Below are 23,633 nucleotides of genomic sequence, written 5' to 3'. Positions count from 1 at the left end.
ACCCCCTTCACCCCGCCGACACGCCCGCCATCGGATCCCCGCTCACCCCACGCTCAGGTACGAAGAGCCGGGAATCGTCGTTCACCTACGGCGCGCTCATCGGCATCGAACGCGCGGAGCTGGACGCGGCGCCGCTACCGGAGCCTGGCCCGTAGCCGCTCCGCGAGCACCTGGGCGTGGTTGTGCGCCACGTCCTTGAGCCCGAACAGCAACGTGACCACCTTCTCGCCGCGGAGCCGCTCGACCAGCTCGCCCAGCGCGGCGGCGGAGTCGCCGGACAGTTCCTCGCGGTAGCGGGTCACGAACTCGTCGAAGCGTTGATCCTGCTCCTGGGCCGACAGCCGGTGGAACCAGGTGCGCAGCTCAGTGCTGGGGGCGACCTCCTTGGCCCACACGTCGTGGTGGAGGGCCTCCTTGCGCACGCCACGGGGCCAGAGCCTGTCGACGGGCACCACCAGCCCCTCGGTGCTGGCCGGGTCGTCGAGGTGGTCGTGGACCCGCCGGGTCCTGATGGACGGTGCGCTCATCGCTGTTCCTCCGCGGATTTCCTCCGGTCATCGCCATCGTGCCCGACCGGCATGGCCCCGGTCTAGGGTGAGCTCCTGATCGCGCTGATCGGCATCCAGCAGTCGGCCTCCGGGCCGTGGGCCCTGTGTGGGCTCGGCACCTCCGACGGGTCCTGGCACCAGGCGGTGATCGAGGGGGCCGAGGCGCGGCGGGGAGGGCTCGGTGCCCGCACCCTCGACGGCCGCTTCTTCGGCGACGACGGGCGGGTCGCCGTCGACCTCGGCTCCGACGCCCGTCTCGACGTCAGGCTGACCGGCCTCAGGCGCTGGCCGCACCGGCTCTTCGGTGGGTCCAGCTATTTCCAGGGCGTGCCGGCGCTCAACCAGTACTGGCACCCGTGGCTGCTCGGCGGACGTGCCGACGGCGGGGCGGTCGTCGACGGAGAGGCGTGGGGCCTGACGGGGGCGGCGGTGTACGGGGAGAAGAACTGGGGCCGGGCGGGCTTCCCTGACGAGTGGTGGGGGGACAGGCACAGGCCTTCGCGGAGGAGGGGGCGTGCGTCGCCTTCGCCGGCGGCGAGGTCCACGCCGGCCCGGCGCACCGAGGTCACGGGGCTGGTGCTGCCCGTGCCGCTCGTCGACGAACGGCGCGGCACGCCAGGGGCGCTGGAACACCTGGCCGGGCGGATGCGGGTGCGGGTCCGGCGGGACGGCAGGACGGTGTGGTGGGGGGAGACCCAGCTGGCCGGGCTCGAGCACGGCGGGCGCGCCCGGGCGGAGCAGGAGGCCCGGCGCCGCCGTCGTGCTGCTTAGGGCGTCATCCAGGGCGGGTCCGCCGACGGCGGCATGGGGTGCTTCTCCCAGTTGCGCCACCAGTCGTCGGCGCCGGGCGGCATGGGCGTGAAGTGGGCCGAGCGGACGGTGTCGCGCAGCTCCACCTTGGCGCTGCGGAGCCGTTGCACGTCACGCTTGGTGGGCTCCGCCAGCGCCAGGAACTCCTCCTCCAGCTGCACGATGCGCATCCGCAACTCGATGATCCGCCGGTGCCGGGCCTCCTCGCTTTCGCCGAGCTCGAGGTGCAGCTCGGCGGCGCGCAGCCAGCCGTAGGCCTCGTTGATCGCGATGAGCGCGGGGTGCACGGTCATCGCGTCGTGCACGCTGAGCTCGGGGTGGATGACGCGCGAGGCCGTCGAGTGGGCGTATGCCAGCTCGTCGCGGCCGGCCTCGTCGATGAGGATCTCGGTGGAGCGCATCACGATGGAGAACAGGTCCGCGTCCGCCATCGAGGCGCGGCGCTGCACGCCCTGGCTCTGCGAGCTGATCACATAGTTGCGGGCCCCGCCCAGGTGGCCGATCGCCAACTCGGCCGGCAGGTTCTCCCGCGCCCCGCCGTCGACGTAGGTCTCGTCGCCGATCGGCACCGGCCGGAAGACCGCAGGGATGGAGCAGGACGCCAGTACACCGATGCCGAGGTCGTGCCGGGTCTGGTCGTAGGGCTCGTTCCAGCGGTCGACGAGCTGGCCGTCCTGGGTCATGAAGCGCAGTTCACCGGACTCGAGGCCCACCATGGCGATGCGCAGCGTCATCCCCGAGCCGGCCACCCGGTTCGGCACGAACATGTCGTGGTCCAGCAACTGCGCGAGCACCGGCCCCGGGCGATACATGGAGCGCGTGCGTTCGACCCCCGTGGCCACAGCGTTCAGGTCGCTCAGCCGAAGCCGGCCGAAGGCGCCGGCCATGGCGCCGATGGTGGCCAGCGACCATTCGGAGCGGACCTCCTCGTCGGGCTGCAGCGCGAGCTCCAGTGGGTCGAGGTCCTCGACGGGCGACGATGGCGTCACCGGCGTCTGGTGCTGCTGGCGCAGGAACGGCAACTGGATCAGCGGCTGGCGCGGCTTCGGCGGCTCCGGACGTGGCGGCTTGACCAGTTCCAGGAGAGTCGGGCCCTGCTTCTCGACGGTCGAGAACCACGGGCGGGGCGTGAACATGTCGCCCTGCTCGCGCATGCCGTCCCAAATGGTGCGCAGTCGCTCCAGGTAGGCACGCTGTTCGTCGCGGGTGGCGCCCTGCGCCAGCGCGCTGGCGATGATCGAGCCTGCCGACGTACCGACGAACACCGAGGGGGTGAACCGCTCGTCGTGCTTGTACAGGTAGTCCAGCGCCCCCAACTGGAAGGACGCCCGCGACCCGCCGCCCGAGAGCGTGCAGGTCACCACCTCGGGCTGCGGGTCCTGTCCGAAGAACGGGAGCCCGAACCAACCCTTGCCTGCCATGCCCCCCAGCGTACTGGCGTCAGCCGATGGCCGTGTCGAGGGCCTTCCAGTCGATGCCCAGGGGCGACAGCGCCAGCACCGAGCCGAGCAGGCCCTGGCGGGCTGCGCGCACGTCGGCGTCCTCTGCGTTGACGAGGATGTCGTCGAAGAACCTCGCCGCGGCCGCGACCACCGGGGCGGTGCGCGACAGCACCTCGCCGATGGGCTGGTCCGCAGTGCCGGCCGGCACCGCCTCCACGGCCTCCCGCAGGGCGACTTCGGCGGGCTCGGTCAGCCGCGCAGCGTCGTAGTCGGCCGCGACGCCGTCGGGCAGGATGCGCGCGATGCGCACGTTGGTGGCAACCAGGTCGCGCAGCTGCTGCTCCTCCTTCGCCGCGTCCAGCTCAGCGAGCAGGCGGGCGGCGCGGCCCGGGGCGTCAGCGGCGGGCAGGACCGCGGCCACCAGGTCGGCGGAGGTGCCCTCGTCGCGCAGCAGCTGCGCGAAGCGGCCGATGGCGAACTCCAGCGCGGACTCGACGGCGTCCTCGGCCACGTCGACACCCTGCTCGGCAAGCCGCGCGACGGCGTCCTCCAGCCCGGCGCGGACGGTGAGGCGCTCCAGCGGGGTGCCGGCCGACTCGCGCAGGATGCGCACCACGCCCAGTGCCGCGCGGCGCAGGCCGAACGGGTCCGACGACCCGGTGGGCTTGGCGCCCAGCGCGAACATCGCGGCCAGGAGGTCGAAGCGGTCGCCCAGCGCGAGCAGCGCACCCGGTACGGAGGCAGGCACGGCGTCGGCCGAGGTGTGCGGCTGCTCCATCTCGTAGAGGGCATCGGCCACGGCCTGCGTCTCGCCCTTGCGCACGGCGTACTCACGGGCGATGAAGCCTGCGAGAGAGCTCATCTCGACCACCATCTGGGTGGCGAGGTCGAACTTGGCCAGCTGGCCCGCGCGGGTCAGGGTCTCGCGGTCGGCCCCGTCGATGCCGAGGCGGTCCGCCAGTTTGCCCGCGACGTCGGCGATGCGGCGCGCGCGCATGCCCACGGAGCCGAGGCGGTCCTCGAACGTGAGCTGGTCGAGGCCGGGCACGAAGCCCGCCACGTCCTCGGCGGCGAGGTCGGCGTTCCAGAAGAACAGTGCGTCCTCGTAGCGGGCGCGGATGACCGACTCGTTGCCGGCGCGCACCACCGCGTCGTCGCACAGGCCGTTGGCCATCGTGACGAAGTACGGCGCGAGCCTGCCGTCGACCTGCACGGGCAGGTACCGCTGGTGCTTGCGCATGACGGTGGTGAGGATCTGCTCAGGGAGCTCCAGGTAGCGCTCGTCGAAGCTGCCCAGCACGCCCCGGGGGTCCTCGACGAGGTTGGTGATCTCGTCGATCACGGCCGCCTCGCCGTCGACGTCGATCGTGCCACCCACGCCCGCGGCGAGGGACTCGGCCTGCTCGACGACCGCCGCGCGGCGCGCCGCCGTCGACAGCTCGATGGCGCCCTTGGCGATGGTCGGCAGCAGCTCTGCGGCGGAGGCGACGTCCACGTGGCCGACGAGTGCGCCGTCGGCGCGGGTGCCGTCCTCCTGGCCCGCGACGGGGCGCTGCAGGTAGGTGGTCCGGCCGGCGCTCAGGCCGGAGACGCTGACCGGCACGACGGTCTCGCCCCAGAGCGCCACCAGCCAGCGGATGGCGCGGGAGAACGACAGGTTCGCGTCGTTCCAGCGCATGTTCTTCTCGGCGCGCAGGCCACCGACGATGGAGGCGATGGCCTCGGCGGCGACATCGATGACGTGGCGCCCCTCCACCTGCACGGACACGGCGGCGTGCTCGTTGCCGCCGATCTCGGCCTTCACCACCTGGTCAGCGGTGACGCCCTGGCCACGCATGAAGCCCTCGAGCGCCTTGGTGGGGTTGCCGTCGGCGTCGAACGCCGCGCTCCACTTGGGGCCCTTGCGCAGCTGCTCGGCGTCGGGTTCACGGGCGGCCACGCCGTCGACCACTGCGACGATGCGGCGCGGCGTGCCGTCGACGGTGATGTCGCCGTAGGTCAGGCGCGTGGCGCCGAGCTTCTCGGTGAGGGCGGCGCGCACGGCGTCGATGGTCTGCGGCACCACGTGCGGCGGGAGTTCCTCCACGCCGATCTCGAAGGCGAGGGTCTGGGGCTCGTCGGGAAGGTTGCGCGGCCCTTCGTCGTCGCTGGCTCGTTCCTCGCCGGCGACGCTCAGGGACCGGGCGGGGTCCTCGCCGGCGACGCTCAGGGACCGGGCCGGGTCCTCGGCCTCGCGCAGCAGCGGGAAGCCGAGTTCCTCGCGGCGCTCGATCCACAGCGCGGCGGTGTCGCGCATGAGGCGGCGCATCGTCGCGAACGCCTTGGCGCGCTCGGTGGTGGAGATCGCGCCGCGGGCGTCCATCACGTTGAACGCGTGGCTGGACTTGAGGATGTAGGCGTGCGCCGGCACGGGCAGGCGCTCCTCGACCATGCGGGTGGCCTCGGCCACGTAGGTCTCGTAGAGGCGGCGATTGGCGTCGACGTCGGCGTCGTCGAGGTAGTAGCGGCTCATCTCATACTCCTGCTGGCCGAACGCCTCGCCGTACGTGACAGGGCGGCCGTCGGAGGCGATGGAGTAGACGATGTCCTTGAAGTGCGTCACGCCCTGCTGTGCCATCAGGATGCGCTCGACGCCGTAGGTCAGCTCGGCCGGGATGGGGTCGAGGTTCTGGCCGCCCACCTGCTGGAAGTAGGTGAACTGGGTGATCTCCATGCCGTCGAGCCAGACCTCCCAGCCCAGGCCCCACGCGCCGATGGCGGGCTGCTGCCAGTTGTCCTCGACGAAGCGCACGTCGTGGGCGGACAGGTCGATGCCCAGCGCCTCGAGCGAGCCGAGGTACAACTCCTGCGGGTTGCCGGGCTCCGGCTTCAGGATCACCTGGAACTGCGTGTGCATCTGCAGGCGGTTGGGGTTCTCGCCGTAGCGCGAGTCGTCCGGGCGCACCGACGGCTCGACGTAGGCGACGTCCCACGGCTCCGGTCCCAGCACGCGCAGCACCGTGGCGGGGTTCATCGTCCCCGCCCCGACCTCGGTGTTGAACGGTTGCCAGGTGAGGCAACCCTTCGAGGTCCAGTAGTCGGAGAGACGGCGGAGGGCATCTTGCATGGTCAGCACCCCGTCATGCTATCGAGTTCGCGCCGTGGAATCCCATCGGGCGCCCGCGGGGTGGGCGGTGCTCGCGGGGAGAGCGGCGCCCGCACGGATAGTGTGCGTGCATGAAGGTTGTCATTCCCAGCAGCTACCCCGGTGAGGCGCCGCAGTTCGACGGCGTGGAGGTCGTCGTCGTGCCGCATGACGAGGCGGTGCCCGAGGAGCACGTGGACGCCGAGGTCCTCGTCGTGTGGGGCCAGCCGCAGCAGGTGCTGGAGGACGCGGCCCGGCGCATGGCCGGGCTGCGGCTGGTGCAGGGGTTGGCGGCGGGTGCCGACACCGTCGTGGCGGCGGGGTTCGCCGACGACGTGCTGCTGGCCAACGGCGTCGGGCTGCACGACGACAACGTGGCCGAGCACGTCCTCGCCCTCACGCTGGCGCTGGTGCGGTTCCTCCCGCTGGCGATGCGACGGCAGCGCGAACACACCTGGGACCACCACCTTGGCGGCGCCGTGGCGCCCCGCGGCGACGACGGGCGAGTGGTGAGCCTGCGCGGTGCGCGCGTCACCGTCTGGGGCTTCGGGTCCATCGGCGGCACTGTCGCGCCGTTGCTGAAGTCGTTGGGGGCCGAGGTGACGGGAGTCGCCCGGAGCGCGGGGGAGCGGCACGGGTTCCCGGTGGTCGCCGACGACGGGCTCGACGAACTGCTGGGTGCCACCGACATCCTCGTGATGATCCTGCCCAGCCTGGAGTCGACGGCGAACGCGCTCAACGCGCAACGCCTGGCTGCGCTGAAGGAGGGCGCGCTGGTGGTCAACGTGGGGCGCGGCACCACCGTCGACGAAGGGGCGCTGGTGGCGGCGCTGCGCTCGGGCCGGCTGGCCGCCGCAGCATTGGACGTGACGTCGGTGGAGCCCTTGCCGCAGGAGTCGCCGCTGTGGGACGAGCCGAACGTGCTCATCACCCCGCACATCGCCAGCGACCGTCCGACCGGGGCCTCAGCCTTCCTCGGGGCGCAGATCCACGCGCTGACTACGGGCGGAACGGTCCGCAACCTCATGCGGTGACACGGCCCGGCTTGTCTTGACCGGCACGGAGGGCCACGATGGACGCGTGCAATCCACTCCCTCGCAGCGCGTCGACCTGACCAGGTTCGCGTGGCTCTCCATCGCCGCCGCAATCGTCACGATCCTGCTGAAGACCGGGGCGTGGTGGGTCACCGGGTCGGTCGGCCTCCTGTCGGATGCGGCAGAGTCTGTCGTCAACCTCGTGGCCGCCTTCGTGGCGCTGTACGTGCTGAAGGTGGCGGCCAAGCCAGCAGACAAGAACCACCACTTCGGGCACACCAAGGCCGAGTACTTCAGCGCCGCGGTGGAAGGCGTCATGATCTTCGTGGCGGCCGCGGCCATCCTGGTGTTCGCCATCCGCCGTCTCATGGACCCGCAGCCCCTCGAGGAAGTGGGGCTGGGCCTCGCGATCTCGGTGGTGGCAGCGCTGGTCAACGGCGCCGTCGCGTTCGTGCTGATGCGCGCCGGGCGCAAGCACAACTCCATCACGCTGCGGGCAGACGCCAACCACCTCTACACCGACCTCATCACAACGGCCGGCGTGTTGGTGGGCGTCATCCTGGTGGGCCTCACCGGCTGGTTCTGGCTCGACCCGGTGTTGGCGATCCTCGTGGGCCTCAACATCCTGTGGACCGGGTGGCGGCTGGTGATGGAATCGTCGTCGGGCTTCATGGACGAGGCCCTGCCGAAGGAGGCCAACGACAGGCTGCGCGAGATCCTGGCTGCGCACACCACCGAGGAAGTGGACTTCCACGCCTTCCGCACCCGCGTCTCCGGCGCCCGCGCCTTCATGGAGATGCACATGCTGGTGCCCGGCAGTTGGACGGTGCAGGAGGGGCACGACCGGATGGAGGACCTGGTGGACCTCATCCAGGGCGAGTTCCCCGACCTGCGGGTGCTCGGCCACCTCGAGCCCATCGAGGACCCCCGCAGCTACGAGGACGAGTTCCTGATCTAGGGGTGCCGTCCCTGCCTGCGCTGAGCCGGGCCCCCTCGACCGGTCACGACGGGCGTCTTGTCGCCGCCGCTGTCCCGCTGGTCGCGAATTGTCCACAGGGCCGGGAGCCCGCGGTGGATCGGGGCCCCCGCTGCCAATAGTGAAGGCGTGAACGAGGAGATCCAGCAGGAATTGGAGCGGGCCGGCTACATCTCGCGGACGAGCCTGCCCAAGCTCGCCCGCGTCATCGACCGGTACGTGGCCGGTGGGCAGCTGGAGCGGGTGCTCGGCGGCTGCTACTCGACTCCCGAGGCGGCGACCTCGTTCGAGGTGCGGGTCGCGGTGGCCCGCGAGGTCTGTCCCAACGCGGTGTTCGTCAGGGATACGGCGGCGAAGCTGAGCTGGTGGCCCGAACTGGCGGTCGACGCCGTGCAGTTCGCGGATCCCACCAGTGCCCGGGCACAGAAGGGGTTCAGCGTGGAGCGTCGAGCCGTCCCCGCGGAGCTGAAGGCGTGGAACGGCGAGCACTTCCTGAGCGACCCGGCGCTCACGGTGCTCGACCTCACCGACACCCTCGGGGGAGAGGCGATCGATCAGGCGCTGCGGCGCGGTGTGGTCACACTCGAGGACCTGCACGACGCCCTGGCGGTGACCGGGCGGCGCCGCGGCAACAAGGAACGCGCCCGCTTGCTGGCAGAGTCCCGGGCGGAACCCTGGTCAGAACTGGAGCGGGAGGCGCACGTGCTGCTGAGGCAGATTCACCTCCCCGAGTGGGTCGCCAATCATCCCGTGGAGATCGAGGGCAAGCTCTACTTCGTCGACCTCGCGATCCCGGAGCTGGCGATCGCTGCGGAGGTCGACGGATGGCAGCACCACAAGAGCCACGAGGCATTCATCTCCGACCGCATCAAGTGGAACGAACTGGCCCTCGCCGGGTGGACGGTGCTGCACTTCACCGCCACGACCCTGAAGGACCTGGCGGCCCAGATGAAGGCGGCGGTGGCGATGCGCAAGGCCCGGTGACAGATCCACCCTCAACGGCAGCGCCCCGCGGCAGGAGCCGCAGGGCGCTGTGGTCGAGTGTGGATCCGTCACCGGGGTCAGAGGCGGCGAGCGGGGCCCCCGGGGCGGGTGACGATGGTGGAGGCCGTCTCGGCGACCTTCGGGTACTCCGCCACGTAGGCCGCGAGCCACTTGTCGGCGAACGCAGTGGCCCCTTCGGTCTTGACCAGGGCCCACACGGAACCGCCGAAGCCCGCGCCGAAGCCGGCCGAGGCCGTCGCGCCCAGCTCCCGGGCCAGCGCCTGCAGCCGGTTGGTCTCGGGGATCTGGTTGCCCAACTGCTCATCCGCGTTGCGCTGCGACAGGTCCGCGGCTCGGCCGAATGCCTCGAAGTCGCCGGCCTGCAGAGCCTTGACGGCCTGCGGGATCGCCACCTCGGACTCGGTGACGAACGCGGTCAGCCGCTTCGTCAACCCCTCGTCGGAGGCCGCGATCGCACGCAGCCCCTCGAGGGCGTCCTCGTCGGAGGCCAGGGCGTCGGCGAGCACGGCGTCCTCGCGGCCGGTGGCGTCGTTCCACGCCTCGGCCAGCTCACGGGCCCGCAGCGAGGCGTTGTTGTAGGACTCGAGCGCCGAGCCGGTCTTCTCCGCCAGCACGCCGGAGACCGCGACCACGAACGACCACTCCGCAGGGAGGTCCACCGAGGTGCCCTCCTCGATGGGGCAGAACGTGAACTCGGTGAGCTTGCCCTCGTGGCAGCACAGCATCGCCGTGTGGTCCTCCGAGCCGCCGAACGTGCCGACGCCGCGCAGGCCCTCCAGGGTGCCGAACGTCAGGCCGTTCTCCATCGTGGCCATGTAACCGGCCAGGTCGATGTCGTCGTGGATGTTGGCCTTCCACTCCGCACGCTCGCGGATGTCGTTGTGGTCGATGACGGCCAGCGCCACCGCCACCACGAGCGCCGACGACGAGCTCATGCCCGAGGCCAGCGGCAGGTTGGAGTCGATCACGAGGCGTGCCGGCTTCAGCTCGCCGAAGTTGAGGTGCAACCGGTCCAGCGTTGCCTGCACGTAGTTGCCCCAGTGGCCCTTCGGCAGCTCCGACGGCGTGCCGGGGGTGAGTTCCAGCTCGCCGGGAACGGCGGTGGTGGAGGCACGGAAGCCCTTGTCGGAGTCCTCCAGGGTGATGGTGATGCCCCGGTCCACGGCAGCCAGCAGCGAGCGGCCGCCGGCGTAGTCGGTGTGCTTGCCGAGGACCTCGAGGCGGCCGGGGACGAACCACTTCACAGGCGGGCCTCGCGGTCACCCAGGGCTTCGACGACGGAGGCGATGTCGCCGCGGTTGCTCATGTCGAGCACGCCGGCGTCGGCCTTGACGACCTTGTACGGGTCGCCGTCCTCGATGGCGCGGCGCACGGCGTCGGTGATCTCGTACTCGCCGCGGGCCGACATCGGGATGGCCTTGGCGGCGGCGAAGATCGCCGGCGTGCACAGCCAGCAGTTCATCGAGATGACCGCGTCGTCGCCGAGGCGTTCGATGGTCTCCTGGCTGGGCTTCTCGACCAGCTCGTCGAGGTTGCCCTCAGCATCAGCGGTGGCCAGCGCGAAGGCGGCGATGCGATCGGGTGCGATGTTGGACTTGGTCAGCATGCCGTTGCGGGTGAAGCCGACCAGCGCGGAACCCGGCACGTCGGCCAGCAGCTCGAGCGCCTCCGCCGGGTAGTAGTTGTCGGAGTTGATGACCAGGACGCGGTCGTCGCCGGCGAACTCCTCGGCAGCCAGCACGGCGTTGGCGGTGCCCAGCGGCTCCTCCTGGATGGCGTAGGAGACGGTGATGCGCTCCTTGGCCACGTTGTCGTAGTACTCGCGGATCATGTCGTGCTCCGGGCCGATCACCAGACAGATGTCGGTGAACCCGGCGTCGGCCAGCGCGGAGATGACGTGGTCGAGGAACGGACGCCCGACCGAGATCATCGCCTTCACGCCGGCATCGGCGGCCTTGGACTGCTCTTCGCTGAGGGCGACACCCTCAGCCTCCTTGCGCATGCGCGAACCCAGCCCGCGGGCCAGGATGACTGCCTTGTGAGGTGCCTCATAGCTCATGGCCCCCACCCTATTGCCCGCCCCCGGGACGACGCGAAGCGGTCAGCCGATGTGGCGAACGGCCGTGCGCAGAATCAGCGCCATCGACACCGCCCCGGGGTCCACGACCCCCACCGACTGGTCGGCCTTGAGGGCGGCGCGACCCTTCTTCGCCACCATGTCGACGGTGGCGTCACGCCCGTGCTCTGCGGCCGCCGCAGCCTTCTCCAGGGCGACGGCGACGTCCTCGCCCGCAGCGGCGGACGCGTCGAGGGAGGCGGAGGCGGGGGCCAGCGCATCGATCATCGTCTTGTCGCCGACAGTGGCCTTGCCGCGGGCCTGCACGCCGCGCATCGCCTCGCGCACCGCCACCGCGATGCCGTGCGTGGTCAGCGACGGGTCCCAATGGGCGCCGGCGCGCAGGAAGAACGTGCCGAACAGCGGCCCGGAGGCGCCGCCGACGTTCTGGACGAGGGCCATGCCCACCTGTCGCAGCGCCTCGGCGGCGTGCTGCTGAGCGCTGAGGTCGAGGTCTTCGGCGGCCGCGAAGCCACGCACCATGTTGGTGCCGTGGTCGCCGTCGCCCAGCAGCCGGTCGAGGCCGTCGAGTTCGTCCTTGCGTGCGACGAACTCGCGTGAGCACTCCAGCAGCCACTCGGCCACCACCATCACTCCGGCTCCCACTTCGTCCTCCTCAGAGCAGACATCGGCCGCGATTGTACGCGCCGAACATGAACGCCGCGTTACTCAGTGCAGGCCGCGCAGGAAATCCTCGTCGTCATCGGGTGCCCGATGACCGCGGACCTGCGGCCGATGCTTCAACGGCCTGCCGAGCAGGAGCCAGGACACGGGTCCCACCACCGGCAGCGCGATCACGGCGAACGCCCACAGCCAGCGCGGCATCGCGCGGACCCGGTAACCGCGCGACTGCGCGACCTCGACCACGCAGTACACGGTGAGCATCACCACTGCGATGATCAGCAGGACCCTGGGCATGGGACAAGTCTACCCACCGCACCTCGGGCCCGGTTTATGGTGGCGGGATGCAGTTGATCAGCCACGTCGCGCACCTCCTCGACGGCGGCGCTGGCCTGTGGCTCGCGCCCGGCCAAGGGCAGGCGCCCGACGGCTGCGTCGTCGTGGCCACCTCCGGCTCCACCGGTGACGCGAAGCTGGTGGTCCTGCACCGCGACGCGCTGACCGCCGCCGCCCGCGCAGCCCGGGAGAGGCTGGGCTTCGACGCCACCTGGCACCTCACGCTGGCGCCGCAGTACGTGGCCGGCCTCATGGTGCTCGTGCGCGGGCACCTGGGCGACGGCGTGCGCACCGCGGCCTCCGACCTCAGCGGCCTGGACCCCGCCCCCGGCCGAAACTGCCTCTCGATCGTGGCGACGCAGCTGTACCGCGCGCTGGAGTCGCCGTCGGTCACCGCGATGCTGGCGCGCTTCGACGCCGTGTTGGTGGGCGGCGCCGCGCTGCGCCCCGAGCTGCGGAGCCGCGCTGAGGCCGAGGGCGTCCGGGTGATCGAGACCTACGGCATGAGCGAGACCTGTGGCGGCGTCGTGTGGGACGGGGCGCCGCTGCCCGGCGTGGAGGTCACGTTGGGGGAGCGTGGGCGCATCGGGATCGGTGGCCCGACGGTGTTCGAGGGGTACCTGGACGACTCGGGCGCACTTCGCCCCAGTGCGGTCAACGGCATGGTGGTGACCAACGACCGCGGGCACTTCGAGGCCGGGCGGCTGGTCATCGACGGCCGCTTCGACGACGTGGTGATCAGCGGCGGCGTCAACGTCGACCTGGCCCAGGTGCGCCGGGCCGTGGCCGCGCTCGACCCCGACACCGACGTGCTGGCTGTCGACGACGCGGAGTGGGGTGCGCGCGTGGTGTTGTTCGCCACCTCCGGCACCCTCGCATCCTGGCGCGACGACCTCCGCGGCACGCTGCCACCGGCCGCCCTCCCACGCCAACTCGTCACCCTCGACGCGCTGCCCCGCACCGGCGGCGGCAAACCGGACCGGGGAATCCTCCTAGGATTGGTCCAATCATGAACGACTCCCTCTCCGTCTGGGTGGCAGGGGCGCGCCCCCGCACCCTCCCCGCCGCCGTCGCCCCCATCCTCGCCGGAGCTGCCTCTGCGGCAGCGCTCGGCGACCACCACTGGGGCATCGCGGCGCTCTGCATGGTGGTGGCGCTGGCGCTGCAGGTGGGCGTCAACTACGCCAACGACTATTCCGACGGCGTGCGCGGCACCGACGACGACCGCGTGGGCCCGCTGCGCATCACCGCCTCCGGCCTCGCCTCGCCGTCGGCGGTGAAGCGCGCCGCGTTCCTGTCGTTCGGCGTGGCCGCCGTCGCGGGGCTGGCGGTCGTCGCCATCACCGGCCACTGGTGGCTGCTGCTCGTGGGTGCCGCGGCCATCCTCGCCGCCTGGTACTACACCGGCGGCGCCCGGCCCTACGGCTACCTCGGCCTGGGCGAGGTGATGGTGTTCGTGTTCTTCGGGCTGGTGGCCACCGTCGGCACCGCCTACGTCATCTCGGGCGAGGCGCCGTGGCACGCGTGGCTCGCCGGGGCCGCCGTCGGCGCGCTGGCCAGCGGCATCCTGGTGGCCAACAACCTGCGCGACATTCCCACGGACCGGCTCTCGGGCAAGATGACGCTGCCCGCCCGGCTGGGTGACCGCAACAGCCGCCTCTTCTACCTGGCGCTGGTGCTGCTGACGGTGCTCACCGTGGTGGCCTTCGCCGCGCTCACCACGTGGTGGGCCCTGGTCGCGCTGCTCGCCGTCGGGCTGCTGGTGGAGCCGCTGCGGCGCGTGCTCGGCGGCGCCAACGGCCGCGGGCTCATCCCCGTGATCCAGTCCACCGGTTTCGCCGAGATCGGCATCGGGTTGGGGCTGCTCGTCGGGATCTACCTGGCATGACGCCCTTCGTCTACGACATCCCGCTCACCGTCGGCTTCCGCGGCCTCACCCGCCGCAGCGGCGTCCTGTTCGAGGGGCCCGCCGGCTGGGCTGAGTGGAGCCCGTTCCCCGAGTACGACGACGCCGAGGCCGCCGCGTGGTGGCGCGCCGCCGTCGAGATGGCCGAGGACGGGTACCCGGAGCCGGTGCGCACGAGCGTGCCGGTCAACGGGATCGTGCCGGCGCTGCCGCCCGAGGAGGCCGCCGCGCGGGCAGTCGCCTCCGGGTGCGCCACGCTCAAGGTCAAGGTGGCGGCCACGGGCCAGAGCATCGACGACGACGTGGCGCGGGTGGCCGCGGTGCACGCCGCCGTCCCCGGCGCCCGGCTGCGCGTCGACGCCAACGGCGGCTGGGGCCTGCGCGACGCGGCCGCGGCCCTCCGCGAGCTCGAGCCGTACGGCCTGGAGTACGCCGAACAGCCCTGCGCCACCGTCGAGGAACTTGCCGCGCTGCGCCGCCTCGACCCGGGCACGCCCATCGCGGCCGACGAGTCGATCCGGCGGGCGGAGGACCCCTTCCTGGTCAAGCGTGCCGGGGCGGCCGACGTCGCCGTGCTGAAGGTGCAGCCGCTGGGTGGCGTGCGCGCCTGCCTCCGGCTGGCGGAGGAGCTGGGGCTGCCGGTGGTGGTCTCGAGCGCCGTGGAGACCTCGGTGGGCCTCAGGGCCGGCGTGGCGCTGGCTGCCGCGCTGCCAGACCTGCCCTACGCCTGCGGCCTCGAGACCGGGCGCCTCCTGGTCGGCGACGTGGTCACCGAGCCGCTCATCCCCGTCGACGGCGTGCTGCCGGTGCGCCCCGTCACGGTCGAGCCCGCGCTGCTCGAGCGGTACGCAGCGGGCCCGGAGCTCACCCGGTTCTGGTTGGAGAGATGGCGGAGGGCCTCATGAGCAGCATCCACCTGGGCAGCACCATCGTCGACGCCCTCGTCAGCACCGGCGTGCGCGACGTCGTGCTCGCGCCCGGCTCGCGCAGCGCAGCGCTGGCGCTGGCCGTCGACCGCGCGGCCCGCTCGGGGGCGCTGCGGCTGCACGTACGGGTCGACGAGCGCGTGGCGTCGTTCACGGCGCTCGGCCTCGCGAAGGCGGCGGAGCGGCCCGTGGCGGTCATCACCACCTCCGGCACCGCCGTCGCCAATCTCGCACCCGCCGCCATGGAGGCCCGCGCCTCCGGCGTCCCGCTGGTGTTCGTCACCGCCGACCGGCCCGCACACTTCGTCGGCACCGGCGCCAGCCAGACCGCGGACCAGCTCGGCGCGCTCGGCCCGGCGGGCCTGGGCGTGGTGCGCCTGTCGTCGGAATCGGGCGACGCGGCGGCCTGGGCCGCCGGCGTGCACCGCGCCGTCGTGCTGGCCGCCGGGCACCGCACCCGCCGCCCCGGGCCGGTCCAGCTCAATGCCGAGTTCGCCGCGCCGATGGTGTCGCCGCTGCCCGAGCCCGCCCGCTGGCCGCTGGCGGTGACCCCCAGCAGACCCGGCCCGTCGCACAGGCTCGAGGAGCCGCTGCGCACGGTCGTGCTCGCGGGAGACGCGCCGCCCGAGGTGGGGGCCGAGGCCCGCCGCGTGGCGGAGGCCGCCCGGGCGCCGCTGTTCGCCGAACCCAGTTCGAACGCCCGCGGAGGCGACTGTGCGATCGCCGGCTACCGGCGCCTGCTGGCCACGCTCGGCGGCGACATCGAGCGCGTCGTCGTGTTCGGCCACCCCACGCTGTCGCGGCCGGTGACCGCGCTCATGTCCCGGGCCGACGTCGAACTCGTCGTCGTCACGTCGACGGCGGACTGGCCCGACCCGGGGCACCGCGCCGTCGTCGTGGCAGACGTCGTGGAACTGCCCGCCCAGGACGAGGCCTGGCTGGCGCGCTGGCGCAACGCCGACTCCGCCGCAGTCGGCGGCGGCTTCTCGCAGCGCCACGTGGCACGCTCGGTCCTCGCGTCGCTCGACGGCGGCCACGACCTCGTCCTCGGCTCCAGCTCGATCATCCGCGCCGCCGACTCCATCGCGGCCACCGACGACGCCCCCCGCGTGTTCGCCAACCGGGGCGTCGCGGGCATCGACGGGACCATCGCCACCGCCACCGGCATCGCGCTGGCCGACGGCCGCCCCAGCACCGTGCTGATCGGCGACCTCACCGCGCAGCACGACCTGGGCGCCCTCGTCCGCCCCACCCTCGAACCGTGGCCCTCGCTGCGGGTGGTGGTCGCCGACGACGACGGCGGGTCGATCTTCCACACCCTCGAGCAGGGCGCCCCCGACTACGCCGACAGCTTCGAGCGGGTGTTCGGCACGCCGCAGGGCCTCGACCTCGTGGCCGTGGCCACGGCGATGGGCTGGCGCGCGGTGCGGGTGGCTGACCAGGAGGCGCTCGACGGGGCGCTCGCCTCGGACGCCGACTTCATCGTGGCTGCGGTGCCCCGTCCTGCGCCGTGAGCCAGTTGCGCACGGCCAGCGTGGCGCGCACGTCATCCTCGTTGTAGTCGAGGACGCGCTGCCGCGCCGCTGCCCGCTCCGCCTCCGCGTCGGAGTCCACCGCCTGCGAGAACCACGTCTGGGACGCGAGGCCGCCCGGCTCCTCGTCGCGCCACCGGAAGCCGGCGCCGCGGCTGGCGACCACCTTGAGCCCCAGGCCGTCGACCCCGACGAAGTTGTCGCGGACGTAGCCGAACAGGTCCGTGAAGTGGTCCCTGATGAGTTCGGTGGCGGCGAGCAGGGCCGGGTCTGCGCTGCGCTCGGCCAGCCGGCGCAAGTGCACCGTCTCGTAGTCGCTGTAGTGGAACACCCTCAGGCCCGGGTGGCGCTCCACCATGCCGAGCAGCCACCGCGCGAACTCCGCGGCCACGGCCGTCTCCGACCGTTGCGTGAGGTGCTCGAACCGGCTGAAGTGCTGGAACGTCGAGCCCCGTTCGTCGGTCACCAGCACGCCCCACAGGTAGACGGTGCCGTCGTCGGCGGTCTCGATGTCGAGGTCGATCTCGACGGCGGCGCGCGGCACGTCGATGGGCTCGATGCTGACGCGCTCGAGCTCCACGCCGCTGGCCAGCATCCGGGCGCGGCGGGCGGCCTGGCGCAGCCGGTGCTCCGGCCGGTCGCGGTGGCCGGTGAGCGGGAGGTAGCGGGGGAGGATGGCGTCGATGTCGGCGTCGGCCAACTCCGCCACGGTCTTGATGCCGAGGCTGAGCAGCGTCTGCAGTTCGCGCACGTCGAGCGGCGCCTTGGAGATGCGCAGCGAGAGGTCGTCGTCGTCGATCAGCGGCCGGCACACCTGCCACCAGGCGCACCATTCGCACTCCTTGATGCGGATGGGGCGTACCACCGGGGGCGGGTCGTCGACCCCGGTGCGTTCGCGGGCATGCTCCGCCACGTACACGCGGAAGCCGTGCTCGTGGTCGTAGCGCTCGAGCGCGGAGCGGAGCTTGTGCCCGGCGGTCTTCGAATAGGTGCGGATGAACTTCACCGAGAGGTCCACCCACGTGGCCGACGGCTCACCTCCGGCGGCGCGGTCGTCGCCCACGACGGCGGCCAGCGGCGCCGAGGAGGCGAACCCGCAGGACTCGAGGAGCCGCCAGTGGTGTGCCAACTCCAGCAGCACGCCCTCGCGGTAGAGGCGGTAGCGCAGGTCTGGTAGCGGGGCGAGGGTGCCGATGGCGCCCAGCGTCGAGACCTGCAGCTGCGTGGCACCGTTCTGCTTCTCGCGCACGCGGTAGGGCTTGACCTTCAACGGCCAGTAGCCGGGGGCGCCGGCCTCGGTGTCGGCGCCGCGCACGAGCGCGTCGGGCCGTCCGCTGCGGTGCCCGTCGAGGTCCATCGGCAGCACGCCGCCGAGGATGAGCGGCGCGCCGGCACCCATGGCCTCGAGGGCCGCCTGCTGCCGGTCCTCCCAGGACGCCCCCTGGGCGTGCATGTCGCGGAGGTCCACCACGCCCTCGGTGCGCAGGACCAGCCTGTTGAGCACTTCGTCGCGGAAGTCCGACCCGCCCTGGAAGGACTCGCGCAGCGACTCGTCGTGCGGCTTGTCGGGCTGCGTGACCGTGGGGTCGAACGTGTGGAACGTCTTCACCGGGCAACTGCGCGCGGCGTAGGCGTCCAGCACGAATCCGTTCATCGGCGCTTCCACCCGCGGTGCAGCGCGACGATGCCCCCCGCGTGGTCCTGCCACTCGACGCCCTGCCAGCCGGCCTCGCGCATCAGGTCAGCGAGCCCCTGCTGGTCTGGCCAGGCCAGGATCGACTCGGCCAGGTAGCCGTAGGCCACCGGGTTGCTCGACAGCTTCGCGATGCGCGGCAGCGCTGCCACGAGGTAGTTGGTGTAGACGTGCTTGAACGCCTTGTTGGTGGGGGAGGAGAACTCCGCGATCACCACGCGGCCGCCCGGCTTCGTGACGCGGTGCATCTCCCTCAGCGCGTCGAGCGTGCGCTCCACGTTGCGCAGGCCGTAGGAGATGGTCACGGCGTCGAACGCGTCGTCGTCGAACGGCAGGGCCAGCGCGTCGCCGGCGACGAAGTCGAGGCCCGGCTGCTGGCGGCGACCCTGCGCGAGCATGCCCAACGAGATGTCGCTGGGCACCACGTAGGCGCCGTGCTCGGCGAGGGCCGCCGACGACGTACCGGTGCCGGCCGCGAGGTCCAGGATGCGTTGCCCGGGCTCCGGTTCCACGGCCGCGACGGTGGCTCTGCGCCACCTGCGCACCTGCCCCATGCTCAGCACGTCGTTGAACAGGTCATAGCGCTTGGCGACGCCGTCGAACATGGCGGCGACATCGCCTCGCCGCTTGTCGAGGCTCGCGCGGCTGCCGGGCTCACTCTGCATTGTTTCACCCTAGCGCTGCCCACCGACCGTTGCCGAGGGCGCCGGGTTCGACCCGGTTGCGCACATGGTGGACAATGGCGGACGTGGCTAAGAAAGACGTCGTGCTCCAGGTGGACAACCTCAAGAAGGGCTATGGCCCGGTGACCATCGTGGAGGGCTTCTCCATGAAGGTGCGAGCGGGGGAGGCCGTGGCGCTCACGGGGCGCAACGGCGCCGGCAAGTCCACGGTGCTGCGCTGCCTCGTCGGCGCGGACCGGCCCGACGAGGGCACCGTCACCGTCAACGGCATCAAGGTCTCCGAGACCAACCCCGTCATCCGGCGCGACGTCGCGACCGTGATCGACGACCTCGACTTCTTCCCCGACCTGTCGGTGGTCGAGCACCTCGACCTGCTCGCCCGTGCGCACGGGCTCGAGCACCCCGACGAGCTGGTCGACGAGGTGCTCGAGGAGGTCCAGCTCGTGCCGCAGGCCGGCCAGCTGCCCTCGACCCTGTCGTCGGGCCAGCGTCGCCGCCTCGCGCTGGCCACCGCGTTCGTCCGCCCGCGCCAACTGCTGGTGCTCGACGAGCCCGAGCAGCGACTCGACGTGGAGGGCGTCGCCTGGCTGGGCCAGCGCCTCAAGGCGGACCTCGACGGCGGCCTGGCGATCGTGCTGGCCAGCCACGAGCCGTCGCTGTTGGAGGCCATCGGCGCGCGCACCATCCGGCTGGGGGCCTGACCTTGACCGCCACCAACGACCGGTTCGATGCCGTGGGCGTCGTCGACGAGAAGCAGCTCAAGCTGCTGATGAAGGATTGGCGCCGCGGGCGCGCAGACCGGAGCCTGTGGCAGGCACTGTCCGACGGTTACGTCATGGTGTTCTCGATCGTGCTGATCACCGCCATGCTGGTCTCCTCGATCGTGCGGGCCCAACAGGTGGTGGCCGTCTGTGACACCGCCGGCTGCCTGGCTGCGCGTGGCCTGCTGCCCTGGGCCGCCGTCGCCGGCATCCTCGCGTCCACGTTGGTGCTGTCGCGCATGTTCGGCCCCGTCGTGGCGTCGGCCGCCGAGGGCTTCTGGTTGATGGACGGCCCCACGGACCGACGCCGGCTGCTGGCCGGCAGGCTGGTCGCGGCCATCGTCCTCGCGCTCGTGGTCGGCGGCCTGCTCGGCGCGCTGGTGGCGGCGCTGACGGGGTCGTCGCTGGCGGAAGTCGGCATCTGGGCGTTGGCCGGCGGCTTCGGCGCCGCGGGCCTGTTGGCGTTCGCCGCCGCCGAACAGGGCCTCGACCGCCGTTGGGTCGTCATCACGCTGCAGTGGATCATCGGCGCGGCCGCCATCGGCACGCTCGTCATCCTGGTCTTCGGCGCGGCCGGCTGGCTCGACCTCGGCGAGGCGAAGATCCTCGCCGTCGAACTCGCCTACATCGTGGCCGGTGCAGGCCTGCTGCTGGTCGTCGTGGCCGGCCTGGTCGCCCACCACCGCCTCCGCGGCGTGCGCCGCAACCGCCTCACCGCGGGCGGGTCACTGCTGAGCGGCCTGCAGGGTGCGGCCTTCGCCCTGGAGTTCGCGCTCATCCGCGACATCCTCATCGAGGCCAAGGCACGCGAGCGCGGCCACGTGAACCCGACCCGCGGGTCGGGTTCGGGCATGAACGCCCTGGTCATGCGCGACGTGCAGCGCCTCTGGCGCCAGCCGCTGCGCCTGCTGACGCTGGCCGCCACCGTCGTGGTGCCCTACGCCGTGCAGGCGCTCGGCCTGGCCACGCTCAACCCGCCGATCTCCGCGCTCGTGCTCGTCGCGGCGCTGATCCCGTTCATGAACTCGCTGCGCGTGCTGACCCGCACCAAGGGCCTGCAACGTTGCTTCCCGTTCGACCCGGGCAAGGTCAAGCAGGCCGCGATGGTGGTGCCCGGCGTGCTCGCGCTGCTGTGGTCCATCGCGGCGCTGCCGGCGTTCATGGGCGTCGGCGGCGGCGTCGCCGTCGCCCCGGTCGACGCGGCCTCGGCCGCGGTCGTGACCGGCATCGCCGGGTTCCTCGGCGCCGTGCGCTGGGTCTCGGCGCGCCCGCCGGACTATTCGGGCCCCATCATGTCGACGGGGTTCGGTGCCATGCCGCCCGGCCTGATGTTCTCGCTGCTGCGCGGCGTCGACATGGTCGCGCTGGTGACCCTGCCCGTGGTGCTGGGGTGGCCGGTGTGGATCTCGCTGGTGGTGGGCCTCATCGCCTTCATGATCCTGCGCAGCGGCCTGGACCGCGAGCAGCTCATGGAGCAGCAGGAGGAGCAGAAGCGTCAGCTCGACGAGGAGCGCCGCCGCCGCGACGGTACGGCGGCGCCCCGCGACAAGATCAAGGTCCAGCGCAAGCGCTGACCTGCCGAGGGCCTAGACCGACAGCTTGCCGACGGCCACGATGGGCACGACCCGGCCCTCGGTGAGCTGGTACTGGCAGCCCACGATGCCCAGGCGCTGGGATGCGACCGCGTCGCTGATCACCCGGGAGCTGCGCATCAACGAGTTGATGGTGTTGGCCAGGTGCCGGCGGCCCACGGCGTCGGCGTCGATCGCGTTCGGGTCGACGTAGGGCGTGTCGCGGTGTTCGCTGAGCCATTCCTGCTGCACCGCTGGCTGGATCTCCTCCAGTTCCCGGCGGATGGCCGGGGTGACCTCGCTCGGCTCCGCGCTCGACTGGTTGATGGCGGCTGCCACCGCCCCGCACGAGCCGTGGGCCAGCACCACGATGACGGCGATGCCCAGTTCCGCGACGGCGAACTCCATCGTGGCGGTGGCGTTGGAGTTGGAGATCTGGCCGATGTTGCGGAAGACGAACAGGTCGCCCAGGCCGCAGTCGAAGAGGATCTCGGCGGCCACCCGCGAGTCCGAGCAGCCCAGGAACGCCGCGTTGGGGGCTTGGCTGGACGACAGCTCGCTCCTGCGCTCGGCGCTCTGCTGCGGGTGGTCCAGCGTGCCGGCCATGAAGCGGCGGTTGCCCTCGGCGAGGATGTCCCAGGCCTCCTGCGGGGTCATGCGTGGTGCGGTCATGTGCGTCCTTTCGGTCGGGTCCGAGAGTACGGCACGCTGCGCCGCCGGTCCCCGTCGTCCGGGAGCGTGTCAGCGTGGCAGCCTGACCGTGCCCGCCAGCGCGTCCGCGGCGCGCACCAGGGCGAGGTGCGAGAACGCCTGGGGGAAGTTGCCCATCTGCCTGCGCGCCACCGGGTCGTACTCCTCCGAGAGGAGGCCGACGTCGTTGGCGTACGAGGACAGGCGGCGCATGAGGCTGCGGGCGTCATCCATGCGCCCGGTCATCGCGTACTGCTCCACCAGCCAGAACGAGCAGGCCAGGAACGGGTGCTCGTCGCCCGGCAGGCCGTCGACGCCGGTGTCGGTGCGGTACCGGTGCACCAGGCCGTCGCGCATCAGGGTCTGTTCGATCCGCTCGACCGTGGCGAGCATCCGGGGGTCGTCGGGGGCGCAGTAGCCGACCTGGGGGAGCAGGAGGAGCGAGGCGTCGACGTCGGTGGTGCCGTAGTACTGCGTGAAGTGGCCGTCGGAGACGCCATGGGTGTTGATCTCGTCGCAGACGCGCTGACGCAGCTCGCGCCAGTGCTCCACCGGTCCCTCGAGCCCGTGCTTCTCGACGGCCCTGACTGCGCGGTCGAAGGTGGCCCACATCATGACCCGGGAATGGGTGAAGGCGCGCGGCTCGCCCCGCACCTCCCACAGGCCGTTGTCGGGGCGGTCGAACTGGTCGGCTGCGTACTGCACGAGGTGGACCTCGAGCCGCCAGGAGAACTCGGAGTCGGCCAGGCCGGCATCGCGCGCGGCCGACAGCGTCACGAGCACCTCGCCCACGACGTCGGCCTGGTACTGCAGCGACGCGGCGTTGCCCACGCGCACGGGGCGGGATCCGGCGTAGCCGGACAGGTGCGGCAGTTCATGCTCCGGGAGGTTGCGCTCACCGGCGAGGCCGTACATGATCTGCAGGTCGGCCGGATCGCCCGCGACGGCACGCAGCAGCCAGGTGCGCCAGTTGTCGGCGAGGTCGACGAATCCGTGGGCGAGCAGCGCCTCGAGCGTCAGGGCGGCGTCGCGCAGCCACACGAACCGGTAGTCCCAGTTGCGGACGCCGCCGAGGTCCTCGGGCAGCGAGGTGGTGGCCGCCGCCGCGATCCCGCCCGTGTCCTGGTTGGTGAGGGCCCGCAGGAGCAGCAGGGACCGGACCACCTCCGGCTCGTGCCCGTCGACCAGTTGGATCCGGTCGGCCCACTCCTGCCACCACTCCCGGGTCTGCGCCAGCGACTGCGCGACGTCGACCGGCTCCGGCACCGGCCTGAACGACGGGAACCAGGTCAGCGTGAGGTCGACCCGGTCCTCCGCCTCCACCCGGAGGCGCGCCACGTGCCGGTGGCCGTCGGGACGGAGTTGGACGCCGCGCACGACGATCGCGTCAGGGCCGGCGATCGCGACCAGCTCGGGCTGGTCCGGCGTACCGGTCTGGCGTACCCATGGCAGGGCGCGGGCGTAGTCGAAGCGAATCCGCAGGTCCGTGGCGAACTCGACGGTGCCCTCGACGCCGACCAGCCTGCGCACCAGGTCGGTGCGGTCGGGCGCCGCTTGCGGACCGTCGCCCACGGGCATGAAGTCGTGGACCTCGGCCACCCCGGTCGCGGTCTCCCACCGGGTGACCAGCACGAAGGTGTGGTCGTCGTACCTGCGGGTGACGGTCGCCCCGCGGTCTACCGGGTGGAGGCCCCAGCCGCCGTCGTCCGTTCCGCCGAGCAGCCCGGCGAACACCGAGGGGGAGTCGAGCCGCGGGACGCACAGCCAGTCGATGTGCCCGTGTCGCGACACGAGTGCGGCCGTGCGGCAGTCGCTCAGCAGGGCGTAGTCCTCGATGGGGGTCACCACCCGCCCATCTT

The 23,633-nt window shown here is 72.0% G+C and carries 21 protein-coding genes; 10 read left to right on the top strand and 11 right to left on the bottom strand.

Annotation, left to right across the window (positions count from 1 at the left end; genetic code table 11):
* Positions 1-134 precede the first annotated feature (134 nt).
* Positions 135-527, bottom strand: a complete 393-nt coding sequence (locus tag ABEA30_RS15245) for a DUF488 domain-containing protein (protein WP_345584370.1) — start codon at positions 525-527, stop codon at positions 135-137.
* 165 nt (positions 528-692) lie between these two features.
* Here ABEA30_RS15245 and ABEA30_RS15240 point away from each other — a divergent pair, with 165 nt between their 5' ends.
* Positions 693-1,319 (top strand): hypothetical protein, encoded by a 627-nt coding sequence (locus tag ABEA30_RS15240; protein ID WP_345584368.1) that lies wholly within the window; start codon positions 693-695, stop codon positions 1,317-1,319.
* Here ABEA30_RS15240 and ABEA30_RS15235 read toward each other — a convergent pair.
* Positions 1,316-2,779, bottom strand: coding sequence for a patatin-like phospholipase family protein (locus tag ABEA30_RS15235; RefSeq protein ID WP_345584366.1), 1,464 nt, complete (start codon positions 2,777-2,779; stop codon positions 1,316-1,318). The genes ABEA30_RS15240 and ABEA30_RS15235 overlap by 4 nt on opposite strands.
* Before the next feature lie 19 nt (positions 2,780-2,798).
* The gene (locus ABEA30_RS15230) at positions 2,799-5,906 is read right to left on the bottom strand and encodes a glycine--tRNA ligase (RefSeq protein WP_345584380.1); all 3,108 of its coding nucleotides are present in this window, start codon (positions 5,904-5,906) and stop codon (positions 2,799-2,801) included.
* Positions 5,907-6,016: 110 nt separating this feature from the next.
* Here ABEA30_RS15230 and ABEA30_RS15225 point away from each other — a divergent pair, with 110 nt between their 5' ends.
* The 3 genes from ABEA30_RS15225 to ABEA30_RS15215 all read left to right on the top strand — a co-directional run bounded on the left by ABEA30_RS15225 (position 6,017) and on the right by ABEA30_RS15215 (position 8,918).
* A complete protein-coding gene (locus tag ABEA30_RS15225; RefSeq protein WP_345584364.1) occupies positions 6,017-6,958 on the top strand; it encodes an NAD(P)-dependent oxidoreductase in 942 nt (313 codons plus the stop codon).
* A gap of 46 nt (positions 6,959-7,004) precedes the next feature.
* Entirely contained in the window at positions 7,005-7,916 is a 912-nt protein-coding gene (locus ABEA30_RS15220; RefSeq protein ID WP_345584362.1) for a cation diffusion facilitator family transporter, read from the top strand.
* A gap of 147 nt (positions 7,917-8,063) precedes the next feature.
* Entirely contained in the window at positions 8,064-8,918 is an 855-nt protein-coding gene (locus ABEA30_RS15215; RefSeq protein WP_345584360.1) for a hypothetical protein, read from the top strand.
* A gap of 77 nt (positions 8,919-8,995) precedes the next feature.
* Here ABEA30_RS15215 and ABEA30_RS15210 read toward each other — a convergent pair whose 3' ends face one another.
* The 4 genes from ABEA30_RS15210 to ABEA30_RS15195 all read right to left on the bottom strand — a co-directional run bounded on the left by ABEA30_RS15210 (position 8,996) and on the right by ABEA30_RS15195 (position 11,973).
* Positions 8,996-10,183, bottom strand: coding sequence for a GHMP family kinase ATP-binding protein (locus tag ABEA30_RS15210; RefSeq protein WP_345584358.1), 1,188 nt, complete (start codon positions 10,181-10,183; stop codon positions 8,996-8,998).
* On the bottom strand, positions 10,180-10,998 hold the full coding sequence (locus tag ABEA30_RS15205) for a nucleotidyltransferase family protein (RefSeq protein ID WP_345584356.1): 819 nt from the start codon (positions 10,996-10,998) through the stop codon (positions 10,180-10,182). The genes ABEA30_RS15210 and ABEA30_RS15205 overlap by 4 nt, the downstream gene beginning before the upstream one ends.
* 42 nt (positions 10,999-11,040) lie before the next feature.
* The gene (gene dhaL, locus ABEA30_RS15200) at positions 11,041-11,661 is read right to left on the bottom strand and encodes a dihydroxyacetone kinase subunit DhaL (protein WP_345584354.1); all 621 of its coding nucleotides are present in this window, start codon (positions 11,659-11,661) and stop codon (positions 11,041-11,043) included.
* 63 nt (positions 11,662-11,724) lie between these two features.
* On the bottom strand, positions 11,725-11,973 hold the full coding sequence (locus tag ABEA30_RS15195) for a PLD nuclease N-terminal domain-containing protein (RefSeq protein ID WP_345584352.1): 249 nt from the start codon (positions 11,971-11,973) through the stop codon (positions 11,725-11,727).
* A 47-nt stretch (positions 11,974-12,020) separates the two neighbouring features.
* Between ABEA30_RS15195 and ABEA30_RS15190 the strand changes: the two genes are divergently transcribed.
* From ABEA30_RS15190 to menD, 4 genes are read left to right on the top strand one after another with little or no spacing between them, the layout of a single operon-like run.
* The gene (locus tag ABEA30_RS15190; RefSeq protein ID WP_345584350.1) at positions 12,021-13,025 is read left to right on the top strand and encodes an AMP-binding protein; all 1,005 of its coding nucleotides are present in this window, start codon (positions 12,021-12,023) and stop codon (positions 13,023-13,025) included.
* Entirely contained in the window at positions 13,022-13,900 is an 879-nt protein-coding gene (locus tag ABEA30_RS15185) for a 1,4-dihydroxy-2-naphthoate polyprenyltransferase (RefSeq protein WP_345584348.1), read from the top strand. The genes ABEA30_RS15190 and ABEA30_RS15185 overlap by 4 nt, the downstream gene beginning before the upstream one ends.
* The gene (locus ABEA30_RS15180; RefSeq protein ID WP_345584346.1) at positions 13,897-14,823 is read left to right on the top strand and encodes an o-succinylbenzoate synthase; all 927 of its coding nucleotides are present in this window, start codon (positions 13,897-13,899) and stop codon (positions 14,821-14,823) included. Before ABEA30_RS15185 ends, ABEA30_RS15180 begins: the two co-directional genes overlap by 4 nt.
* A complete protein-coding gene (menD, locus tag ABEA30_RS15175) occupies positions 14,820-16,358 on the top strand; it encodes a 2-succinyl-5-enolpyruvyl-6-hydroxy-3-cyclohexene-1-carboxylic-acid synthase (RefSeq protein WP_345584344.1) in 1,539 nt (512 codons plus the stop codon). Before ABEA30_RS15180 ends, menD begins: the two co-directional genes overlap by 4 nt.
* Here the strand turns inward: menD and ABEA30_RS15170 are convergent.
* Complete coding sequence (locus ABEA30_RS15170; protein ID WP_345584342.1) at positions 16,324-18,030, bottom strand: TM0106 family RecB-like putative nuclease; 1,707 nt, start codon at positions 18,028-18,030, stop codon at positions 16,324-16,326. The genes menD and ABEA30_RS15170 overlap by 35 nt on opposite strands.
* On the bottom strand, positions 18,027-18,734 hold the full coding sequence (locus ABEA30_RS15165; RefSeq protein ID WP_345584340.1) for a demethylmenaquinone methyltransferase: 708 nt from the start codon (positions 18,732-18,734) through the stop codon (positions 18,027-18,029). The genes ABEA30_RS15170 and ABEA30_RS15165 overlap by 4 nt, the downstream gene beginning before the upstream one ends.
* Positions 18,735-18,808: 74 nt before the next feature.
* On the opposite strand from ABEA30_RS15165, the gene ABEA30_RS15160 reads away from it, so the two are divergent.
* On the top strand, positions 18,809-19,453 hold the full coding sequence (locus ABEA30_RS15160; RefSeq protein ID WP_345584338.1) for an ABC transporter ATP-binding protein: 645 nt from the start codon (positions 18,809-18,811) through the stop codon (positions 19,451-19,453).
* A 2-nt stretch (positions 19,454-19,455) separates the two neighbouring features.
* Positions 19,456-21,087, top strand: a complete 1,632-nt coding sequence (locus ABEA30_RS15155) for a DUF6297 family protein (RefSeq protein WP_345584336.1) — start codon at positions 19,456-19,458, stop codon at positions 21,085-21,087.
* Between the two features lie 12 nt (positions 21,088-21,099).
* Here ABEA30_RS15155 and ABEA30_RS15150 read toward each other — a convergent pair whose 3' ends face one another.
* Together ABEA30_RS15150 and ABEA30_RS15145 are read right to left on the bottom strand one after the other, a co-directional pair.
* The gene (locus tag ABEA30_RS15150; RefSeq protein ID WP_345584334.1) at positions 21,100-21,756 is read right to left on the bottom strand and encodes a carbonic anhydrase; all 657 of its coding nucleotides are present in this window, start codon (positions 21,754-21,756) and stop codon (positions 21,100-21,102) included.
* A gap of 69 nt (positions 21,757-21,825) precedes the next feature.
* Positions 21,826-23,622 (bottom strand): glycoside hydrolase family 15 protein, encoded by a 1,797-nt coding sequence (locus ABEA30_RS15145; protein WP_345584332.1) that lies wholly within the window; start codon positions 23,620-23,622, stop codon positions 21,826-21,828.
* Between the last annotated feature and the right edge of the window lie 11 nt (positions 23,623-23,633).

This window comes from Tessaracoccus lubricantis (assembly GCF_039544535.1).
Classification (GTDB): Bacteria; Actinomycetota; Actinomycetes; order Propionibacteriales; family Propionibacteriaceae; genus Arachnia; species Arachnia lubricantis.
The sequence above is the reverse complement of the archived record's forward strand: the minus strand, read 5'-3'. Positions and strand labels throughout refer to the sequence as shown.

Coding starts and splice junctions, on each gene's coding strand:
- ABEA30_RS15245 (WP_345584370.1), bottom strand. CDS start 527: ATGAGCGCACCGTCCATCAGGACCCGGCGGGTCCACGACCACCTCGAC.
- ABEA30_RS15235 (WP_345584366.1), bottom strand. CDS start 2,779: ATGGCAGGCAAGGGTTGGTTCGGGCTCCCGTTCTTCGGACAGGACCCG.
- ABEA30_RS15230 (WP_345584380.1), bottom strand. CDS start 5,906: ATGCAAGATGCCCTCCGCCGTCTCTCCGACTACTGGACCTCGAAGGGT.
- ABEA30_RS15225 (WP_345584364.1), top strand. CDS start 6,017: ATGAAGGTTGTCATTCCCAGCAGCTACCCCGGTGAGGCGCCGCAGTTC.
- ABEA30_RS15205 (WP_345584356.1), bottom strand. CDS start 10,998: ATGAGCTATGAGGCACCTCACAAGGCAGTCATCCTGGCCCGCGGGCTG.
- ABEA30_RS15195 (WP_345584352.1), bottom strand. CDS start 11,973: ATGCCCAGGGTCCTGCTGATCATCGCAGTGGTGATGCTCACCGTGTAC.
- ABEA30_RS15190 (WP_345584350.1), top strand. CDS start 12,021: ATGCAGTTGATCAGCCACGTCGCGCACCTCCTCGACGGCGGCGCTGGC.
- ABEA30_RS15185 (WP_345584348.1), top strand. CDS start 13,022: ATGAACGACTCCCTCTCCGTCTGGGTGGCAGGGGCGCGCCCCCGCACC.
- ABEA30_RS15180 (WP_345584346.1), top strand. CDS start 13,897: ATGACGCCCTTCGTCTACGACATCCCGCTCACCGTCGGCTTCCGCGGC.
- menD (WP_345584344.1), top strand. CDS start 14,820: ATGAGCAGCATCCACCTGGGCAGCACCATCGTCGACGCCCTCGTCAGC.
- ABEA30_RS15170 (WP_345584342.1), bottom strand. CDS start 18,030: ATGAACGGATTCGTGCTGGACGCCTACGCCGCGCGCAGTTGCCCGGTG.
- ABEA30_RS15165 (WP_345584340.1), bottom strand. CDS start 18,734: ATGCAGAGTGAGCCCGGCAGCCGCGCGAGCCTCGACAAGCGGCGAGGC.
- ABEA30_RS15160 (WP_345584338.1), top strand. CDS start 18,809: ATGGCGGACGTGGCTAAGAAAGACGTCGTGCTCCAGGTGGACAACCTC.
- ABEA30_RS15150 (WP_345584334.1), bottom strand. CDS start 21,756: ATGACCGCACCACGCATGACCCCGCAGGAGGCCTGGGACATCCTCGCC.